The 18,199-nt window shown below is 63.5% G+C and carries 17 protein-coding genes; 13 read left to right on the top strand and 4 right to left on the bottom strand.

Going from position 1 to position 18,199, the window contains the following annotated elements; genetic code table 11:
- The first annotated feature begins 32 nt into the window (after window positions 1–32).
- On the top strand, window positions 33–998 hold the full coding sequence (gene lipA / locus LB551_RS03355) for a lipoyl synthase (RefSeq protein ID WP_224658574.1): 966 nt from the start codon (window positions 33–35) through the stop codon (window positions 996–998).
- Between the two features lie 114 nt (window positions 999–1,112).
- Window positions 1,113–1,568, top strand: coding sequence for a type II toxin-antitoxin system RatA family toxin (locus LB551_RS03350; RefSeq protein ID WP_140548589.1), 456 nt, complete (start codon window positions 1,113–1,115; stop codon window positions 1,566–1,568).
- On the opposite strand, the gene LB551_RS03345 is transcribed toward LB551_RS03350, so the two are convergent.
- Both LB551_RS03345 and LB551_RS03340 read right to left on the bottom strand, forming a co-directional pair.
- Window positions 1,547–2,053, bottom strand: coding sequence for a CinA family protein (locus tag LB551_RS03345; protein ID WP_224658216.1), 507 nt, complete (start codon window positions 2,051–2,053; stop codon window positions 1,547–1,549). The genes LB551_RS03350 and LB551_RS03345 overlap by 22 nt on opposite strands.
- Entirely contained in the window at window positions 2,050–3,279 is a 1,230-nt protein-coding gene (locus tag LB551_RS03340; protein WP_224658215.1) for a bifunctional 2-C-methyl-D-erythritol 4-phosphate cytidylyltransferase/2-C-methyl-D-erythritol 2,4-cyclodiphosphate synthase, read from the bottom strand. The genes LB551_RS03345 and LB551_RS03340 overlap by 4 nt, the downstream gene beginning before the upstream one ends.
- 238 nt (window positions 3,280–3,517) lie before the next feature.
- Between LB551_RS03340 and dusB the strand changes: the two genes are divergently transcribed.
- The 8 genes from dusB to hflX all read left to right on the top strand — a co-directional run bounded on the left by dusB (window position 3,518) and on the right by hflX (window position 13,728).
- On the top strand, window positions 3,518–4,540 hold the full coding sequence (gene dusB / locus LB551_RS03335) for a tRNA dihydrouridine synthase DusB (RefSeq protein ID WP_224658214.1): 1,023 nt from the start codon (window positions 3,518–3,520) through the stop codon (window positions 4,538–4,540).
- Window positions 4,537–5,679 carry a two-component system sensor histidine kinase NtrB gene (locus tag LB551_RS03330; RefSeq protein WP_224658213.1) on the top strand — a complete coding sequence of 381 codons (1,143 nt, stop codon included), beginning with the start codon at window positions 4,537–4,539 and terminating at the stop codon, window positions 5,677–5,679. Before dusB ends, LB551_RS03330 begins: the two co-directional genes overlap by 4 nt.
- A complete protein-coding gene (gene ntrC / locus LB551_RS03325) occupies window positions 5,676–7,136 on the top strand; it encodes a nitrogen regulation protein NR(I) (RefSeq protein WP_140515418.1) in 1,461 nt (486 codons plus the stop codon). The genes LB551_RS03330 and ntrC overlap by 4 nt, the downstream gene beginning before the upstream one ends.
- Before the next feature lie 128 nt (window positions 7,137–7,264).
- A complete protein-coding gene (locus LB551_RS03320; RefSeq protein WP_224658212.1) occupies window positions 7,265–9,550 on the top strand; it encodes a sensor histidine kinase NtrY-like in 2,286 nt (761 codons plus the stop codon).
- Entirely contained in the window at window positions 9,540–10,901 is a 1,362-nt protein-coding gene (locus LB551_RS03315) for a sigma-54-dependent transcriptional regulator (RefSeq protein WP_140548579.1), read from the top strand. Before LB551_RS03320 ends, LB551_RS03315 begins: the two co-directional genes overlap by 11 nt.
- Window positions 10,902–11,084: 183 nt before the next feature.
- A complete protein-coding gene (locus tag LB551_RS03310) occupies window positions 11,085–11,948 on the top strand; it encodes a D-amino-acid transaminase (protein WP_224658211.1) in 864 nt (287 codons plus the stop codon).
- 145 nt (window positions 11,949–12,093) lie between these two features.
- A complete protein-coding gene (gene hfq / locus LB551_RS03305) occupies window positions 12,094–12,339 on the top strand; it encodes an RNA chaperone Hfq (RefSeq protein WP_006202172.1) in 246 nt (81 codons plus the stop codon).
- The gene (gene hflX / locus LB551_RS03300) at window positions 12,340–13,728 is read left to right on the top strand and encodes a GTPase HflX (protein WP_224658210.1); all 1,389 of its coding nucleotides are present in this window, start codon (window positions 12,340–12,342) and stop codon (window positions 13,726–13,728) included.
- Between the two features lie 6 nt (window positions 13,729–13,734).
- Here the strand turns inward: hflX and mazG are convergent, their stop codons facing one another.
- Together mazG and LB551_RS03290 are read right to left on the bottom strand one after the other, a co-directional pair.
- Complete coding sequence (mazG, locus tag LB551_RS03295; RefSeq protein WP_224658209.1) at window positions 13,735–14,559, bottom strand: nucleoside triphosphate pyrophosphohydrolase; 825 nt, start codon at window positions 14,557–14,559, stop codon at window positions 13,735–13,737.
- Between the two features lie 89 nt (window positions 14,560–14,648).
- Window positions 14,649–15,833, bottom strand: coding sequence for an aromatic amino acid transaminase (locus LB551_RS03290; RefSeq protein WP_224658208.1), 1,185 nt, complete (start codon window positions 15,831–15,833; stop codon window positions 14,649–14,651).
- Between the two features lie 194 nt (window positions 15,834–16,027).
- On the opposite strand from LB551_RS03290, the gene LB551_RS03285 reads away from it, so the two are divergent.
- From LB551_RS03285 to LB551_RS03275, 3 genes are read left to right on the top strand one after another with little or no spacing between them, the layout of a single operon-like run.
- Window positions 16,028–16,561 (top strand): sigma-70 family RNA polymerase sigma factor, encoded by a 534-nt coding sequence (locus LB551_RS03285; protein ID WP_411908892.1) that lies wholly within the window; start codon window positions 16,028–16,030, stop codon window positions 16,559–16,561.
- The gene (locus LB551_RS03280) at window positions 16,558–17,331 is read left to right on the top strand and encodes an anti-sigma factor family protein (RefSeq protein WP_224658207.1); all 774 of its coding nucleotides are present in this window, start codon (window positions 16,558–16,560) and stop codon (window positions 17,329–17,331) included. Before LB551_RS03285 ends, LB551_RS03280 begins: the two co-directional genes overlap by 4 nt.
- A gap of 23 nt (window positions 17,332–17,354) precedes the next feature.
- On the top strand, window positions 17,355–18,071 hold the full coding sequence (locus LB551_RS03275) for a Bax inhibitor-1/YccA family protein (protein ID WP_140638091.1): 717 nt from the start codon (window positions 17,355–17,357) through the stop codon (window positions 18,069–18,071).
- Window positions 18,072–18,199 lie beyond the last annotated feature (128 nt).

Below are 18,199 nucleotides of genomic sequence, written 5' to 3'. Positions count from 1 at the left end.
CCGGCGGCGATCGCAAAGAAACCAGGGTTCCGATGGTCACCGTCCTCGACACGATTGCCAATGCGCCGCGGCTGCGCCATCCCGAGAAGGCGCACAAGCCCGACCAGGACGTGCTGCGCAAGCCTGACTGGATCCGCGTCAAGGCGCCGGTATCGAAAGGCTATGCCGAAACCCGCGAGATCGTGAAATCGCATAAGTTGGTAACGGTCTGCGAGGAGGCCGGCTGCCCGAACATCGGCGAGTGCTGGGAGAAGAAGCACGCCACTTTCATGATCATGGGCGAGATCTGCACGCGCGCCTGCGCCTTCTGCAATGTCGCGACCGGCATCCCGACCGCGCTCGATCCGGATGAGCCGGCCCGCGTCGGCCACGCGGTCAAGCAGATGGGGCTCAGCCACGTCGTCATCACCTCTGTCGACCGCGACGACCTCGCCGATGGCGGCGCACAGCATTTCGCCGACGTCATCCGTGCTATCCGCGCGGCGACGCCCTCGACCACGATCGAGATCCTGACGCCTGATTTCCTGCGCAAGGACGGCGCCCTGGAGATCGTCGTGGCCGCCAAGCCGGACGTGTTCAATCACAATTTGGAAACCGTGCCGTCGAACTACCTGACGGTCCGCCCAGGCGCCCGCTATTTCCATTCGATCAGGCTTTTGCAGCGGGTCAAGGAGCTCGACCCTTCGATCTTTACCAAGTCCGGCATCATGGTTGGACTGGGCGAGGAGCGAAACGAAATCCTGCAGCTGATGGACGATCTGCGTTCAGCCAATGTCGACTTCATGACCATCGGTCAGTATCTGCAGCCATCGAAAAAGCACCACCCGGTGATCCGCTTCGTCACCCCGGAGGAGTTCAAGTCCTTCGAGACGATCGGCCGGACCAAGGGCTTCCTGCTGGTGGCGTCGAGCCCGTTGACCCGCTCCTCGCACCATGCCGGCGACGACTTCGCCAGGCTGCGCGCCGCGCGCGAAGCGCAGCTCCAGAAATCACTCTGATGCATGTCGCCCAAAGTGACCTCGGGTTTTGGGAGAACGACATGCACGAGAACAAAGACTCCAAAGCGCGTCGCATGAGTATGTGTCGACGCGACGCGCTTTAGAGTTGGGTTCATGCCGAAATTCGAAGCCACCCGCCGCGTTGCCCACACGCCGGAACAGATGTTTGCCCTGGTCGCCGACATCGAAGCTTATCCGCAATTCCTGCCGCTTTGCGAGGCGCTGACGGTGCGCTCGCGCAAGGAGCGTGACGGGCGTACCATCCTCGTTGCCGATATGAGCATCGGCTACAAGGCGATCCGCGAGACCTTCACGACGCAGGTGCTGCTGAAGCCCGACGAACGCGCGATCGACGTCAAATACATCGACGGTCCGTTCAAATATCTGACCAATGTCTGGCGATTCGACCCTGCCGACGGCGGCTGCGCCGTCTGCTTCTTCATCGATTACGAGTTCAAAAGCCGCATCCTCGGCGCCCTGATGGGCACGATGTTCGACCGTGCTTTCCGCATGTTTTCCGAGGCGTTCGAGAAGCGTGCTGATGTCATCTACGGTGCAAAACCGGCGTGAGCATGCCCAAGCGCGTGCAATCCCAGCTTAAGTGCATGGCTGACGGTCTCCTGGCGAATGAAATCACGGCCTTCATCGGCGAACAGCATGCGCTCGGCCGTCACCGGCCGGCCGCTTAGGCCAATCCCGAACCAGACGAGGCCGACCGGTTTCTCCGGCGAGCCACCGCCCGGTCCGGCAACGCCGGTAACGGCGAGGCTGAGCCCGGCGCGGGAGCGCGCCAGCGCGCCGGTTGCCATTTCGATCGCTGTCTCGCGTGAAACCGCGCCATGAGCCTCCAGCGTGGCGGCGGAAACCCCGAGCATGTCCATCTTGGCTTCATTGGAATAGGTGACGAAACCGCGATCGACCACAGCGGACGAACCGGCGATGTCGGTCAGCGCGGCGATGATCATGCCGCCGGTGCAGCTTTCCGCCGTCGCAAGCATGATGCCGCGCTTCCGGCAGGCTTGCAGCAATGCGTTCGCCAGTTCGCGGTTGCTCATTCCGGCACCTCGCCGGGAAACACCACGCTCGCCGTCGCGATCGCCGCTATGCCTTCCTCGCGTCCGACGAAACCGAGCTTCTCGTTGGTTGTCGCCTTGATCGAGATGCGGTCGGCGGAAATGGCCAGCATCTGCGACAGGGCAGCCGTCATCGCCTCACGATGCGGGCCGACGCGTGGCGCCTCGCAGATCAGCGTGATGTCGGCATTGGCGATGCGCCCTCCGCGCGCGCGTACCAACTTTGCCGCATGTTCGACGAACAGTCGCGAGGCAGCGCCCTTCCATTGCGGGTCGGAGGGGGGGAAATGCGTGCCGATATCGCCGGCGCCGCAGGTCGCCAGCAGCGCATCGGTAAGGGCATGGAGCCCGACATCGGCATCGGAATGGCCGGACAGTTTCTTGTCATGCGGGATGGCGACGCCGCATAGCGTGACGTGGTCGCCAGGCTCGAACGCGTGGACGTCGTAGCCATTGCCGGTTCTGATATCGGGAAAGCGCATGCGCTCGCTGGAAAGTCGTTGGTCCGCCATGGCGATGTCCCGTGCCCAGGTGAGTTTGACATTGTCCGGCGAGCCGGGAACGAGTTTGACCGGCATCTGCATCCACTCGGCGATCGCGGCGTCGTCGGTAAAGTCGGTTTTGCCGCTGTTATAGGCTTCCTCATGCATCGCCATGATCGCCAGGAATGGAAAACCCTGCGGCGTTTGCGCTGCGTGAAGCCCGCTCCGGGACACTGTTTCAGCGACCATGCCGGCGGCGGATTCGCGTTTGAGCGTGTCGGCAACGGGCAGCGCCGGGAGCGCGCCTTCGCGCTCGCCGATGGCTGCGATCGTGCGGTCGATCAGATCCGCGTCGACGAAGGGGCGCGCCGCGTCGTGGATGAGAACCTTGTCCGGTGCGTGGCTTCTCAGCGCCAGCAGGCCGAGCCGAACCGAATCTTGCCGGGTGGGGCCACCCGCAATTGCCGTGACGCGATCGGCGTGCACGCCGACCGCATGTCGAAAAAGGTCATGATCCTCGGCGTGAATAGCCACGACGAGCGGGCCGATACGCGGATGCGCCAGGAAAATATCGATGACGTGGGCGATGACGGCGCGACCGCCGATCTGCTGATATTGCTTCGGGCCGTCGGCCTGTCCGGCACGCGCGCCGCGGCCGGCCGCAACAATAACCACCGCGACCTTGCCGTCCGCCTCCAAAACCTGATTTTCGCTCGCGTCAGTCATGCCGATTGGCTTAGCGCACGATCCCCAAAAGTGTAATCGGTTTTCGGAGAGATCGTAGGCGAACATGAAGTCCTAAAACGTCCATTGCGTGTCCGTGTAAGGCGCGGCGCTATGCTCGGGACTGCAGCCGAGCTCGGCATTTCCCAATTGCGCCTTAATGTGGCGTCATTCCGCGTTGCACATTGCGGCCGATATGGCTAGAGAATGTGCAGCAAATGAACATGCTTGGTTTTTGTGCATGCTTGACCTGACCAAATTGGCCGCACCTCTCGATGTCGGCGGCGTGAGTATCCGCAATCGCGTGTTCCTCGCGCCGATGTCGGGAATTACCGACGAGCCGTTCCGGCGACGCGCCCATGCGCATGGCGCCGGCCTGGTCGTGTCCGAAATGGTGGCAAGCGGCGAGCTCGCTAAAGGCAGGGCCGGCTGCGACCTGCGCATACGTCATTCGGGCCTGCCCGTCCATATGGTGCAGCTTGCCGGCCGCGAAGCGGCACACATGGCCGAAGGCGCACGCATCGCCGCCGGCGAGGGCGCCGATATCATCGACATCAATATGGGTTGCCCCGCCAAGAAGGTGACCGGCGGCTATGCCGGTTCGGCACTGATGCAGAACCTCGATCATGCACTGTCGCTGGTAGACGCCGTGGTCGGCGCGGTCGGTGTGCCGGTGACGCTGAAGATGCGGCTCGGCTGGGACGAAACGGCGCTCAACGCACCTGACCTGGCGCGCCGTGCCGAGCAGGCGGGCGTCAAGATGGTAACGGTGCACGGCCGCACGCGCTGCCAGTTCTACCAGGGCAAGGCTGATTGGCGTGCTATAGCCCGCGTCAAGGCTGCCGTGTCGATCCCGGTCGTCGCCAATGGCGACGTGTCTTCGTCTGCGCAAGCCGCCGCTGTTCTGGAGCAGTCCGGCGCCGATGCGGTGATGGTCGGCCGCGCCCACTACGGCGCGCCCTGGGCCGCCGGAACCATCGCGGCCGCGGCGGCGGGCGAGCTTGCCCATCTGCCGGAAAGCGCTGCGGAACTGGCCGACTACATCATTGCCCACTACGAGGACATGCTTGCGCTCTACGGCGTCGAAAGTGGCTTGCGCCAGGCGCGCAAGCACCTCGGCTGGTATCTGGACCGCCATGCCGGCGCCGGCGCCGACGAAAAGCGCAAGGCCATTCTCACGTCGTTCGATCCCGCGCGGACGATCACCTTGCTTCGCGAGGTGTTTTCGGCCGCCGAGCAAACACCCTTGCGGAGCGCCGCATGAACGCCTCGGTCGGCCAGAGCCCGGAAATGGCGGATGCCGCCCAGATCGTGCTCAACACCATCCGCCGTCCGGTCATCATGATCAGCCCGGAGGGGTTCATCACCTTCGCCAACGCCGATGCGGAAGACTTCTTCCGCTCGAGCGCGACGATGCTCGCCCGTAACACGCTGTCAAAGCTCATCCCCTTCGGCAGCCCGTTGCTGACACTGGTCGACCAGGTGCGCGAGCGCCGGGCCCCCGTCAACGAGTACCGCGTCGACGTGTCGTCTCCGCGTCTCGGCATCGAGAAGGTGGTCGATCTCTATGTCGCCCCGGTGCCGGAGTTTCCAGGCTCCGTCGTGGTTATGTTCCAGGAAAGGTCGATGGCCGACAAGATCGACCGGCAGATGACACATCGCGGCGCCGCGCGCTCGGTGACCGGTCTGGCGGCGATGCTGGCTCACGAGATCAAGAACCCGCTCTCCGGCATCAGGGGCGCTGCCCAGCTGCTTGAACTGTCCGCTTCCGACGAGGATCGCGCGCTGACGCGGCTGATCACCGACGAGACCGACCGCATCGTTTCGCTGGTCGACCGCATGGAGGTGTTTTCCGACGAGCGGCCGATCGACCGTTACCCGGTCAACATCCATGTCGTGCTCGACCATGTGAAGGCGATCGCCAAGAACGGTTTTGCGAAAAAAATCAAGATATTGGAGGATTATGATCCTTCATTGCCTCCGGTTTTCGCCAACCGTGACCAGCTCATCCAGGTGTTCCTCAATCTGGTCAAGAACGCCGCCGAGGCGATCGGCGGCGATCCCCAAGGTGAAATCGTCCTGTCGACGGCCTTCCGGCCCGGCATTCGCGTTTCGGTTCCAGGCACCCAGGACCGCGTGTCGCTGCCGCTCGAGTTCTGCGTGCGCGACAACGGTTCCGGCGTCTCGGAGGATATCCTGCCGATCCTGTTCGATCCCTTCATCACCACCAAGCCGAACGGCTCGGGACTGGGTCTCGCGCTGGTAGCCAAGATCGTTGGTGAGCATGGCGGCATCATCGAATGCGAATCGACGCCGCGCGCGACGATGTTCCGCATCCTGATGCCGGCCTGGAAGGAAACGGCGCTCGGCGCCGATGAATACGCTGAAGGAGACCGCAAATGACCGTTCGCGGCAATATTCTCGTCGCCGACGACGATGCGGCGATCCGTACGGTCCTCAACCAGGCCCTTTCGCGTGTCGGCCACGAGGTGCGCGTGACCTCCAATGCCTCGACGCTGTGGCGCTGGGTGGCGGCGGGTGAGGGCGATCTCGTCATCACCGACGTGGTGATGCCGGACGAGAACGCATTCGACATGCTGCCGCGCATCAAGAAGGCCCGGCCGGAGCTGCCCGTCATCGTCATGAGTGCCCAGAATACGTTCATGACGGCGATCCGTGCCTCCGAGACAGGCGCCTACGAATATCTGCCGAAGCCCTTCGACCTCACCGAGCTCCTCAACATCGTCAACCGGGCGCTGTCGGAGCCGCGGCGCCCCAAGATCGACGCGCGGCCGGAAGAGCAGCCCGAGACGATGCCGCTGGTCGGCCGCTCGGCCGCCATGCAGGACATCTATCGCATGCTGGCGCGCATGATGCAGACCGACCTGACGGTGATGATTTCGGGCGAGTCGGGCACCGGCAAGGAGCTGGTGGCGCGTGCGCTGCACGAATATGGCCGCCGCCGTGGCGGCCCTTTCGTTGCCATCAATATGGCGGCGATCCCGCGCGACCTGATCGAATCGGAACTGTTCGGCCATGAGAAGGGCGCCTTCACCGGCGCGCAGAACCGCTCAACCGGCCGCTTCGAACAGGCCGAAGGCGGCACGCTGTTCCTTGACGAGATCGGCGACATGCCGATGGAAGCGCAGACGCGCCTGCTGCGCGTCCTTCAACAGGGCGAGTACACGACGGTCGGCGGGCGCACGCCGATCAAGACCGACGTGCGCATCGTCGCCGCCACCAACAAGGATTTGCGCACGCTGATCAACCAGGGGCTCTTCCGCGAGGATCTTTTCTATCGCCTCAATGTCGTGCCCCTCAGGCTGCCGGCACTGCGCGAGCGCTCCGAGGACGTGCCGGACCTCGTCCGGCACTTCTTCAAGCTCGGCGAGATGGAGGGTCTCCAGACCAAGCGTATCTCGTCGGGCGGCATCGAATTGATGAAGCGCTATCCCTGGCCGGGCAATGTGCGCGAACTGGAAAACCTGGTCCGCAGGCTCGCCGCGCTCTATTCACAGGACGAAATCTCCGCCGAGATCATCGAGGCGGAACTGAAGACCGGCGAGCGCCCCGTGGTGCCGGGCGGCGGCAACCTCATTCCCGACGACCTGTCCATCGGCCAGGCGGTCGAGCATTTCCTGCAGCGCTATTTCACCTCGTTTGCCGGCGAATTGCCGCCTGCCGGCCTCTACCAGCGCATTCTCTCGGAGGTCGAATATCCGCTGGTGTTGGCCTCGATGACCGCGACGCGCGGCAACCAGATCAAAGCCGCGGAACTGCTGGGGCTCAACCGCAACACGCTGCGCAAGAAGATTCGCGAACTCGGCGTCAACGTCTACAAATCGTCACGCCAGGCCTGAGCCGGGATCGAGCCGAAGCGCTTTTCCGGGGACTGGCCGCGAAAGATTTCCGTCCAGGCCACACTTGTTGCATAATCGCCACAATGCGTTGCATAGATCCGACGCAATCACTGGCTCTAGACGGCGACATGGCTTCGCAGGCTCCGACACCGAACGAACCGCTTTTCAACGACCCCGGCACGCGTGACGGGCGCCGGCTGCTGGCGCTGCCCGGCGTGGTGGCGGTGGTCGGTGCGCTGGTCATGGCTGCCATTTCGTTCGCCATTCTGGTCGGCGCGACGCCGATTGCGCCCGACGCCAGGACAACCTGGGCGCTGATCGCGCTCAACGCCGTCTTCGTCCTGTTGCTGATCGCACTGATCGGCCGCGAGGTGCATCGCATCGTCATGGCGCGCCGGCATGGCAAGGCAGCCTCGCGGCTGCATGTGCGCATCGTGGCCATGTTCGCGCTCGTCGCCGCCATCCCCGCCATCATGGTGGCCATCATTGCGTCGATTACGCTCGATATCGGCCTCGACCGCTGGTTCGAGATTCGCACCAAGACGATCGTCAATTCGTCGCTGTCCATCGCCGATGCCTATGTGCAGGAAAACGCGCGCAACCTGCAGGGCACGACGCTGTCGATGGCCTATGACCTCGACGCCTCGCGCACGCTGTACGGCCTCGACCGGACTGGCTTCCTCGATCTGATGAGCAAGGAAGCGGTGGGCCGCTCGCTGGCACATGCCGCGCTGATCAAGCCCGACGGCTCCTTCGTGATGAGCGCCAAGACCGATGCCGACTTCGCCATGCCGGAACCGCCGGAGGGAGCGGTCGCCAGCGCCACTGATGGCAAGCCGGTTCTGATCGAGCCGCGCACGCGCAACATCATGGGCGCTATCGTCAAGCTGCGTGAGATCGAGGGACTCTACCTCTACACGATCCGGCTGGTCGATCCCGAGGTGATAAAGGCGCGTCAGATCGTCAGATCGAACACCGACGAATATCGCAATCTCGAAGACAACAGGCGCACTTCGCAGGTGGCTTTCGCGTTGCCTTATCTGTCGTTGACTTTGATTATCATCCTGTCGGCAATCTGGACCGGCATTGCCGTGGCCGACCGGCTGGTGCGGCCGATTCGTCAGCTCATCGGCGCTGCCGACGAGGTCGCGACCGGCAATCTCGACGTCGCCGTGCCGGTGCGCCCGTCCGACGGCGACGTTGCCTCGCTCGGTAATACTTTCAACAAGATGCTGCAGGAATTGAAATCGCAGCGCAACGAGATCCTGTCGGCCAAGGATCTGATCGACGAGCGACGGCGCTTTTCGGAAGCGGTGCTGGCCGGTGTCACCGCGGGCGTCATCGGCGTCGATCCCTATGGCATCGTCACCATCGTCAACCGCTCGGCCGAGTCCATGCTGGCCATTTCGGCCAGTGCGGCGTTGGGGCAGAACCTTGCCGCCATTCTCCCGCATGTCGGCCGCGTCTTCGAGATCGGCCGCCAGTCGGGTAAGCCCGTCTATCGCGAGCAGGTGACGTTTTTCCGCGCCGGCACGGAGCGGACTTTCAACGTACAGATCACCATCGAGGCCGGCGATAACGGCACGGAGGAGAAATCCTACGTCGTGACGGTCGACGACATCACCGATCTGGTCCAGGCGCAGCGCTCCTCGGCCTGGGCCGATGTGGCGCGCCGAATCGCCCATGAGATCAAGAACCCGCTGACGCCGATCCAGCTTTCAGCCGAGCGCATCAAGCGCCGCTACGGTAAGGTCATCACCGAGGACCGCGAGGTCTTCGACCAGTGCACCGACACCATCATCCGGCAGGTCGAGGATATCGGCCGCATGGTCGACGAATTCTCCGCTTTCGCGCGCATGCCGAAGCCCGAGATGAAGTCCATCGACCTGCGCGAAGCCCTGCGCGAAGCCTCGTTCCTGGTCGAGGTGAGCCGTTCCGACATCACGTTCGAGCGCATATTCGGCAACGAACCGCTCAAGGGTACTTTCGACAGCCGCCTGTTGGCGCAGGCTTTCGGCAACGTGATCAAGAACGCCGCCGAAGCGATCGACGGGCTGGAACAGAAGGACGGTTCGCACGGCATAATCCGGATTCAAGCCGGACGTCAGAATGGCGCGATTCGCATCGACGTCATCGACAATGGCAAAGGCCTGCCGCGGGAGAATCGCCAACGGCTGCTGGAGCCCTACATGACCACGCGTGAGAAGGGCACGGGCCTTGGCCTCGCCATCGTCAAGAAGATCGTGGAGGACCATGGCGGCAGGCTGGAGCTCCACGATGCGCCTGCGGATTTCCATGGCGGGCGCGGCGCGATGATCAGCATCATCCTGCCACCTGCGGCCGTGGCGCCAGCGCGCGGCGAAAGCAGGACGGAACACGAAAGAGAAACTGAAAAGGTCGGTAATGGCGTCTGATATTCTGATCGTCGATGACGAGGAAGACATCCGTGAGCTCGTCGCAGGCATACTGAGCGACGAAGGTCACGAAACCCGCACGGCATCCGATGCCGACACCGCTCTGGCGGCCATCGCCGACCGAGCGCCGCGGCTGATTTTCCTCGACATCTGGTTGCAGGGTTCGCGCCTGGACGGTCTGGCTTTGCTGGACGAGATCAAGACCATGCACCCCAACCTGCCGGTGGTGATGATTTCGGGCCATGGCAACATCGAAACCGCGGTCTCCGCCATCAGACGCGGCGCTTATGACTTCATCGAGAAGCCCTTCAAGGCGGACAGGCTGATTCTGATTGCCGAGCGTGCGCTGGAAACCTCCAAGCTGAGGCGCGAAGTTTCCGATCTCAAGCTGCGCAGCGGCGAGACCTTCGACCTGATCGGCATGTCGTCGGCGATGAGCCAGTTGCGCCAGACCATCGAGCGCGTCGCGCCGACCAACAGCCGCGTCATGATCATTGGCCCCTCCGGATCTGGCAAGGAGCTGGCCGCGCGCGCCATCCACACGCTGTCGGCGCGCAAGAGCGCGCCTTTCGTGACGCTGAGCGCCGCCAACATCACGCCCGAACGCATGGAGATCGAACTGTTCGGCACCGAATCGAACGGCGTAGAGCGCAAGGTCGGCGCCCTGGAGGAAGCCCATCGCGGCATCCTCTACATCGATGAGGTGGCCGACATGCCGCGCGAGACGCAGAACAAGATCCTGCGTGTGCTGGTCGAACAGCAGTTCGAGCGCGTCGGCGGCACCAAACGGGTCAAGGTCGATGTCCGCATCATCTCCTCGACGTCGCAGAACCTGGAGGCGATGATCGCTGATGGCCGTTTCCGCGAGGATCTATACCATCGCCTCGCGGTGGTACCGGTGATGGTGCCGGGACTTGCCGAGCGGCGCGAGGACATTCCTTATCTCGTTGACAATTTCATGAAGCAGATCGCCCGTCAGGCCGGCATCAAGCCGCGCCGCATCGGCGATGACGCCATGGCGGTGCTGCAGGCGCACAATTGGCCAGGCAATGTTCGCCAATTGCGCAACAATGTCGAACGGCTGATGATCCTGGCGCGCGGCGACAATGTCGATGCGCCGATCACCGCCGACCTGTTGCCGTCCGAAATCGGCGATGTCATGCCGCGCACGCCGAACCAGTCGGACCAGCACATCATGGCGCTGCCGCTGCGCGAGGCGCGCGAACAATTCGAGAAGGACTATCTGATCGCCCAGATCAACCGGTTCGGCGGCAACATTTCGAAAACGGCCGAGTTCATCGGCATGGAGCGTTCCGCGCTGCACCGCAAGCTGAAGTCGCTCGGCGTCTGACCTGATGTCTTGAAGGGTTCGGCGTTTGAGGGATCGCCGACCGCTTGGGGTTTGTCTGCACAATGGCGGACGGAAAACGGTTACAAGTTTTTCCTGGAATTGCTTCAGTGGCCCACGCGATTATCCATCACTGTTGAGGCGGAATCGCCTAAACAAGCCGAAGCAGATCCCCCGAGGTGACAAATGCCGCGTATTGCCTATGTGAACGGGCGCTACACCGCTCATGCCGATGCCGCCGTGCATATCGAAGACCGTGGCTACCAGTTCTCCGACGGCGTTTACGAGGTCTGCGAAGTGGCGCGGGGCTTCATCGTCGACATGCCGCGTCACCTTGCCCGGCTGAAGCGTTCGCTGGGCGAGCTGTCGATCGGCTGGCCGGTCACCCCAGGCGTCCTGCCGCTCATCATGCGCGAAGTGGTCAACCGCAACCATGTCGTCAACGGCCTGGTTTATGTCCAGGTCACACGCGGCGTCGCCAGCCGCGACTTCGCCTTCCCCTCGGCTGACACCAAGCCGTCGCTGGTGATCACCGCCAGGAAGCTGGATCCCGCTGCTGGGGCCAAACGGGCCGAGACCGGCATCGCCGTCATCACAGTGCCCGAGAATCGCTGGGATCGCGTCGATATCAAGAGCACCGGCCTGCTGCCCAATGTGTTGGCCAAGCAGAAGGCCAAGGAAGCTGGCGCGCAGGAAGCCTGGTTCGTGGATACGGACGGCAACGTCAAGGAAGGCGGGTCGTCGAATGCCTGGATCGTCACCAGGGACGGCGTTCTGGTCACCAGGCCGGCCGAGCACGGCATTCTGCGCGGCATAACCCGCACCACCATGTTTGAAGTGGCGGCCAAGCTCGGCCTCAAGATCGAGGAACGCGGCTTTTCCGTCGCCGAGGCAAAGGCGGCGAGGGAGGCTTTCATCAGTTCCGCGACCACGATCGCCATGCCGGTCGTGGCCATAGACGGCGATCCGGTCGCCAACGGCCACCCCGGCTCGATAACACTTTCGTTGCGGCAAGCCTTTTTTGACATTGCGGAAAAAAGTCCAGCCTGATAACCGCACAGGTGGAATGAACATCAATATATCTCGTTCTGCTTGTCGTTACTGACGACAAGACGGTGTTTGCGCGCTTGACATGTGCTGGTTAATTTGGCGCATTGGCCTGCAAACCGAAGGGGATCGGCGAAAGACAAGAACAATGGCGGAACGATCGCAAAACCTTCAGGACCTGTTCCTGAACTCTGTTCGCAAGAGCAAGAACCCGCTCACCATCTTTCTCATCAACGGCGTGAAGCTGACCGGCGTCGTCACTTCATTCGACAATTTCTGTGTCCTGCTGCGCCGCGACGGCCACTCTCAGCTCGTCTACAAGCACGCCATTTCCACGATCATGCCGAGCCAGCCGGTTCAGATGTTCGATGGCGAGGAAAGCCAGGGCGCCTGATTGGCACGTGAGAAGGACCCGGACCGCAGCGTTCGTGGAAAATCAGCACATCAGCCGGGGACGGAAGCCGAGGGTCCGACCCGGGCAGTCGTCATCGTGCCGGTGCTTACCCGCCAGTCGCGCGGCGAGGACGACACCAGCCGTCCGCGGCTGACGCGCTCGGCCGAGGCCCGTCATGATGAGGCTGTCGGCCTTGCCCGCGCCATCGATCTTGATCTGATCCACACGGCCGTGGTTACCGTCAACGATCCACGCCCGGCGACCTTGCTCGGCAGCGGCAAGGTCGAGGAGTTGGCGGAGATCGTCAAGGAAGGGCACGCGGAGGTGGTCATCGTCGATCATCCGCTGACGCCGGTGCAGCAGCGCAATCTCGAGAAGGAATTCAACGCCAAGGTGCTGGACCGTACCGGGCTGATCCTCGAGATCTTCGGCGAGCGCGCCCGCACCAAGGAAGGCACGCTGCAGGTCGAGCTTGCCCATCTCAACTACCAGAAGGGCCGGCTGGTGCGCAGCTGGACCCACCTCGAGCGCCAGCGCGGCGGTGCCGGCTTCCTCGGCGGCCCCGGCGAAACCCAGATCGAATCGGATCGGCGCGTCCTGCAGGACAAGATCGTCAAGTTGAAGCACGAGCTGGAGACGGTGCGCCGCACCCGCGACCTGCATCGTGCCAAGCGCAAGAAGGTGCCGTTTCCGGTGGTGGCCATCGTCGGCTACACCAATGCCGGAAAATCGACGCTGTTCAACAAGCTGACCGGGGCAGGGGTGCTGGCGCAGGACATGCTGTTCGCAACGCTCGATCCGACGCTGCGCCGCGTGCGGCTGCCGCACGGCACGCCGATCATTCTCTCGGATACGGTCGGCTTCATCTCGGACCTGCCGACGCATCTCATCGCGGCTTTCCGCGCCACGCTTGAAGAGGTGGTCGAGGCGGATCTCGTCATCCATTTGCGCGACATCTCCGATCCCGACACATCCGCCCAGGCCGAGGACGTCGAGCGCATCCTGGCCGATCTCGGCGTCGACGCCGGCGATACCAAGCGGGTCATCGAGGTCTGGAACAAGGTCGACCTGCTCGATGAAGGCAATCGCGCACGGCTGCTTGCCGAGAGTACGGATGCCAAGGCGCCTCCCGTCGCCATATCGGCCGTCACGGGCGAGGGCATCGATGCGCTGAACGCGATCATCGAGACACGGATGTCCGGCGAACTCGAAGATCTGACGGTGACGATCGAGCCGGCGCAGTTCGGCCTTGTCGACTGGCTTTACCGCAATGGCGATGTCGTTTCGCGAACCGACAACGAGGACGGCAGCGCCACCATCTCGCTGAAGGCGACGCAAAGTGCCCGCGAAGAGATCGAAAGCAGATTGCGTCGCAAGAATAACGGCTAACGCCAGTTATTTCGCGCTCTTCGCTTCCTGCCAGAGCGTTTCCATTTCGTCCAGATCAGCCTTTTCCAGCGAGCTGCCGGATTTCTCCAGGGCCTGCTCGACATAGTGGAAGCGCGAACGGAATTTCTCGTTGGTGCCGCTCAGCGCTGCTTCCGAATCGAGCCTGAGGTGACGGCCGAGATTCACGACGGCAAACAGCATATCGCCGAATTCGTCCTTGATCTCGGCGGCTTCGCCCTTGGCCAGGGCCTCGCGCAATTCGCCGATCTCTTCCTCGATCTTGTCGAGGATAGGCGCTGCCTCGCTCCAGTCGAAACCGACACGGGCGGCCTTCTCCTGAAGTTTCAGGGCCCGCGTCAGTGCAGGCAGGGCGACCGGCACGCTGTCCAGAAACCCCTTGCCATTGTCTTCCGGGTCGAGACCGCGCGCGAGACGGGCGCTACGCTTCTCAGCCTTCTCTTGCGCCTTGATCTTCTCCCACATGCCCTTGGCCATGCCGGCGCTGCGCGCCTTCTCGTCACCGAAGACATGCGGATGGCGGCGGATCATCTTCGTGGTGATGGCCTGGACCACGTCCCCGAAAGCGAACTCGCCGGCCTCCTCAGCCATCTGCGCGTGGTACACGACCTGCAAAAGGAGATCGCCGAGTTCGTCGCGCAGGTCGTCGAGATCGCCGCGCGCGATGGCGTCGGCCACCTCATAGGCCTCCTCGATCGTGTAAGGCGCGATGGTCGAGAAATCCTGTTCGATGTCCCACGGACAGCCGGTCTTCGGCGCGCGCAGCGCCGCCATGATTTCGATCAGGCGCGAAATGTCTTTCGATGGCTTCATGCGGCGGATGCTATCGCGCGGTCCGCCGCGCGGCCAATGCTGTCGGCCGGCGAAGCGGGCTTGTCCACAGTTGCGCCGGACAAGTCCGGTCAGTCGAGCACGGAAACGATCGCCTTGGCGAGCTTGTCCATGCCGTCTTCCGGCAGGCCGGCGACATTGATGCGGCTGTCGCCGACCATGTAGACGCCATACTCCGCGCGCAGCCGTTCGACCTGCGCTTCCGTGAGCCCCAGCCGGGAAAACATGCCGCGATGGCTGGCGACGAAATCGAAGCGGTCGGAGTTGGACTGCCGGCGCAGCGCCTCGGCGAATTGCACCCGAAGTCTCAGCATGCGCAAGCGCATCTCCTCGAGCTCGGCTTCCCAGTCCGCGCGCAAGGCCGCGTCCTCAAGCACGATGCGCACCGCCGCCGCGCCGTGGTCCGGCGGCATCGAATACATGGCACGAGCCGCCGACAGCATCTGGCCCAGCGCCACATCGGCCTGCGCGCTGTCCTTCGCCAGGATCATCGCAGCGCCGACACGGTCGCGGTAGACGGCGAAGTTCTTCGAGCAACTGGACGCGACGACCATTTCCGGAACCTTTTCGGCCAGCAGCCGCAGTCCGGCGGCATCGGCCTCGAGGCCATCGCCAAAGCCCTGATAGGCAATGTCGACAAACGGCAGCAGGCCGCGCTCGACGACGAGATCGGTGACAGCGGCCCACTGCGCGATGTCCAGATTGGCGCCGGTCGGGTTGTGGCAGCAGCCATGCAGCAGCACCACGTCGCCGCTCTTTGCGGTGCGCAGTGCTGCCAGCATGTCGTCGAAGCGAACGGCGCCCGATGCCGCGTCGAAATAGGGATACTCACGGATTTGCAGCCCGGCGGCGCGCATCACCGGCATGTGGTTCGGCCAGGTGGGATCGGACAACCAGATCGTCGCATCGGCGCGGGTTCGCATCAAAAGCTCGGCCACCAGCCGCAACGCGCCGGAGCCGCCCGGCGCCTGCGCGGCACGGATCCGCGTCATGTCTGCACCCGGACCGAAGGCGAGCCAGGCCATCACGGTATTGAACCCGGTGTCGCCGGCGAGGCCGAGATAAGTCTTGGTGTCCTGACCCTGCAGCAGCCGCTTCTCCGCCTCGCGGACGGCCCGCATGACCGGCGTCTTGCCGTCGCGATCCTTGTAGACGCCGACACCAAGGTCGACCTTGTCGGGTCGAGGATCGGCGCGATAGAGGCCGATCAAGGCAAGGATCTTGTCGGCGGCAGCCGGCTGAAGGTTTTCAAACATCTGCATGGTTCCGTTGGCGCGGCGGAGTGATACGCAAATCGAACCCCTTGCACCAGCGGTTTTAACTCTCGCCAGCCCGAATCGCATAGCCTTGGCATCGCCGCGAGCTACGTCCGCGGTTGCATATCTGCGGCGTTTCGCGAAAAAATCTGCAGGGCCGGGATTAAAACCCCCACATGTTCCGTAAACAGGGCATGAAACGGTCGATGCCACGCTTCGATATCGTCGGACAACTCGGCTCGCTCAGGCGTTACGCGCGCTCGCTGACGCGCGACGGTGCCGATGCCGAGGATCTCGTGCATGACGCTCTTGTGCGTGCCTATGAGCGGCGCGGCACCTTCCGCTCGGGCGGAAATTTGCGCGCCTGGCTGCTGTCCATCGTCCATAACACGTTCGTCGACCGCATGCGCTCGCGACGCTCGGAAGCAGCGCGCCTCGAACAGGCTGGATACCTTGCGGACGCCAGCGCGCCGGCGCCGCAGGAGCATTCGGTGCGCCTGGGCCAGGTGCGCGATGCTTTTTTCAGCCTGCCCGAAGAACAGCGCTCGGCCCTGCATCTCGTCGCCATTGAGGGCCTTTCCTACAGCCAGGCGGCCGATGCCAGCGGCGTGCCGCTCGGAACGCTGATGTCGCGCATCGGCAGGGCACGCGCCGCGCTTCGCGAGATGGAGGAGGGGGCTCCGGCGAAGGCGAAAAATCACCTCAGGATTGTCGGAGGCCCGTCATGACAGCAACTATCGACCCCGTGACGGACGCCGATCTCGACGCCTATGTCGACGATCAGCTCGACGTCTCGCGCCGCATCGAAGTCGAGGCCTTCCTCTCCGCCCGACCGGAAGCGGCCGCGCGTGTGATGTCGGATCTCAGGATGCGGGACGAACTGCGCGTGGCGCTGGCGGGGTCAGGCGGCATGGCGAGGCCGGCCACGACCGATGCCGCGCGGCGCCTGGAGAGGGGGCTTGCCCGGGGCCGTATCTTCGGTGTCTTGCAGCGTGCCGCGGCGGTGGCCGCTTTCGTCGCCGCCGGGTGGCTTGCCAACGGCATAGTCGGGCCGATGTCGGTAACGAAGGTCGTCGCCTCGCCGCAGCCGCCCGCCTATGTCGACGAGGCGGTGCGCGCACACAGGACGACCCTTGTGCGCGAGACCATGCCCTCGCAGGCCGAGGCGCCAAACTACAATGCCGGCGAAATCCGCGCGGCGACGGCCATCGTCATGCCGTCCTTGCCCAAGGACTGGAAGGTCCGCGACGTGCAGGTCTATCCGTCGCGCTTTGGGCCCAGCGTCGAAATGGCGGTCGAGACCAAGGAGATGGGCCTGGTGTCGCTGTTCGCGATCCGGCCGGGAACCTTCGACGTGGTCAAGCCGACCGTCGCGCCCTCGGGCGATATTTCCTCGGCCTATTTCCAGATCGGCGAGGTCGCCTATGCGGTGGTCGCGCAGGGCGAGGTCCGTGACCTCGACCGCGCCGCGGAGACGCTTGCCAGAACGCTTTACTGATCCGTTCACAAAGGAGAATGCAAATGAACACGCCCAATCTGGGATACCGCGTCGGCACCGGCGCCCAAAGCGGCGCCCTCTACGACGAAGGCCTGCGCCAGCACATGCTGCGCGTCTACAACTATATGGGCCTCGGGCTCGTGGTGACCGGCCTCGTCGCCTTCATGGTGTCGTCGACGCCCGCGCTCTACGTGCCGATCTTTTCCAGCCCGCTGAAATGGGTGGTGATGCTGGCGCCGCTCGCCTTCGTCCTGCTGTTCTCGTTCAAGATGCAGACGATGTCGGCGGCAAGCGCGCAGGCGATGTTCTGGGCCTTCTGTGCGGTCATGGGGCTGTCGCTGGCCTCGGTATTCCTGGTTTTCACCGGAACCAGCATCGCGCGCACCTTCTTCATCGCCGCCACCATGTTCGGCGCCACCAGCCTCTACGGCTACACGACCCGGCGTGACCTGACCCAGTTCTCGTCCTTCCTGATCATGGGCCTGATCGGCGTGGTGATTGCCAGCATCGTCAACATCTTCCTCGGCTCGACCGCTTTGCAGTTCGCCATCTCGGTGATCGGCATCGCCGTGTTCATCGGCCTGACTGCCTGGGACACGCAGTCGATCAAGGAGCAGTATGCGGAGAACTTCGACGCGGAGTCGCGGCAGAAACTGGCCGTTTTCGGCGCCTTCTCGCTCTACCTCAACTTCGTCAACATCTTCCAGTTGCTGCTGAACTTCACCGGCGAGCGGGAATAGTCCGAACTGTAGCAGGCAACATTTGGCATCTTGCCGTGGCCGGAGGGAAATCTCCGGCCACTCTTCATTTGAGACGGCGCCTGGCCCACTTGTGCCATCGCAGGTTCATCGTGACTGTGTGAAACGCA

The sequence above is a fragment of the Mesorhizobium sp. BR1-1-2 genome, assembly GCF_020165435.1.
Lineage (GTDB): Bacteria > Pseudomonadota > Alphaproteobacteria > Rhizobiales > Rhizobiaceae > Mesorhizobium.
Note: the sequence above shows the minus strand (reverse complement) of the source record. Positions and strands in the feature narration are given on the sequence as shown.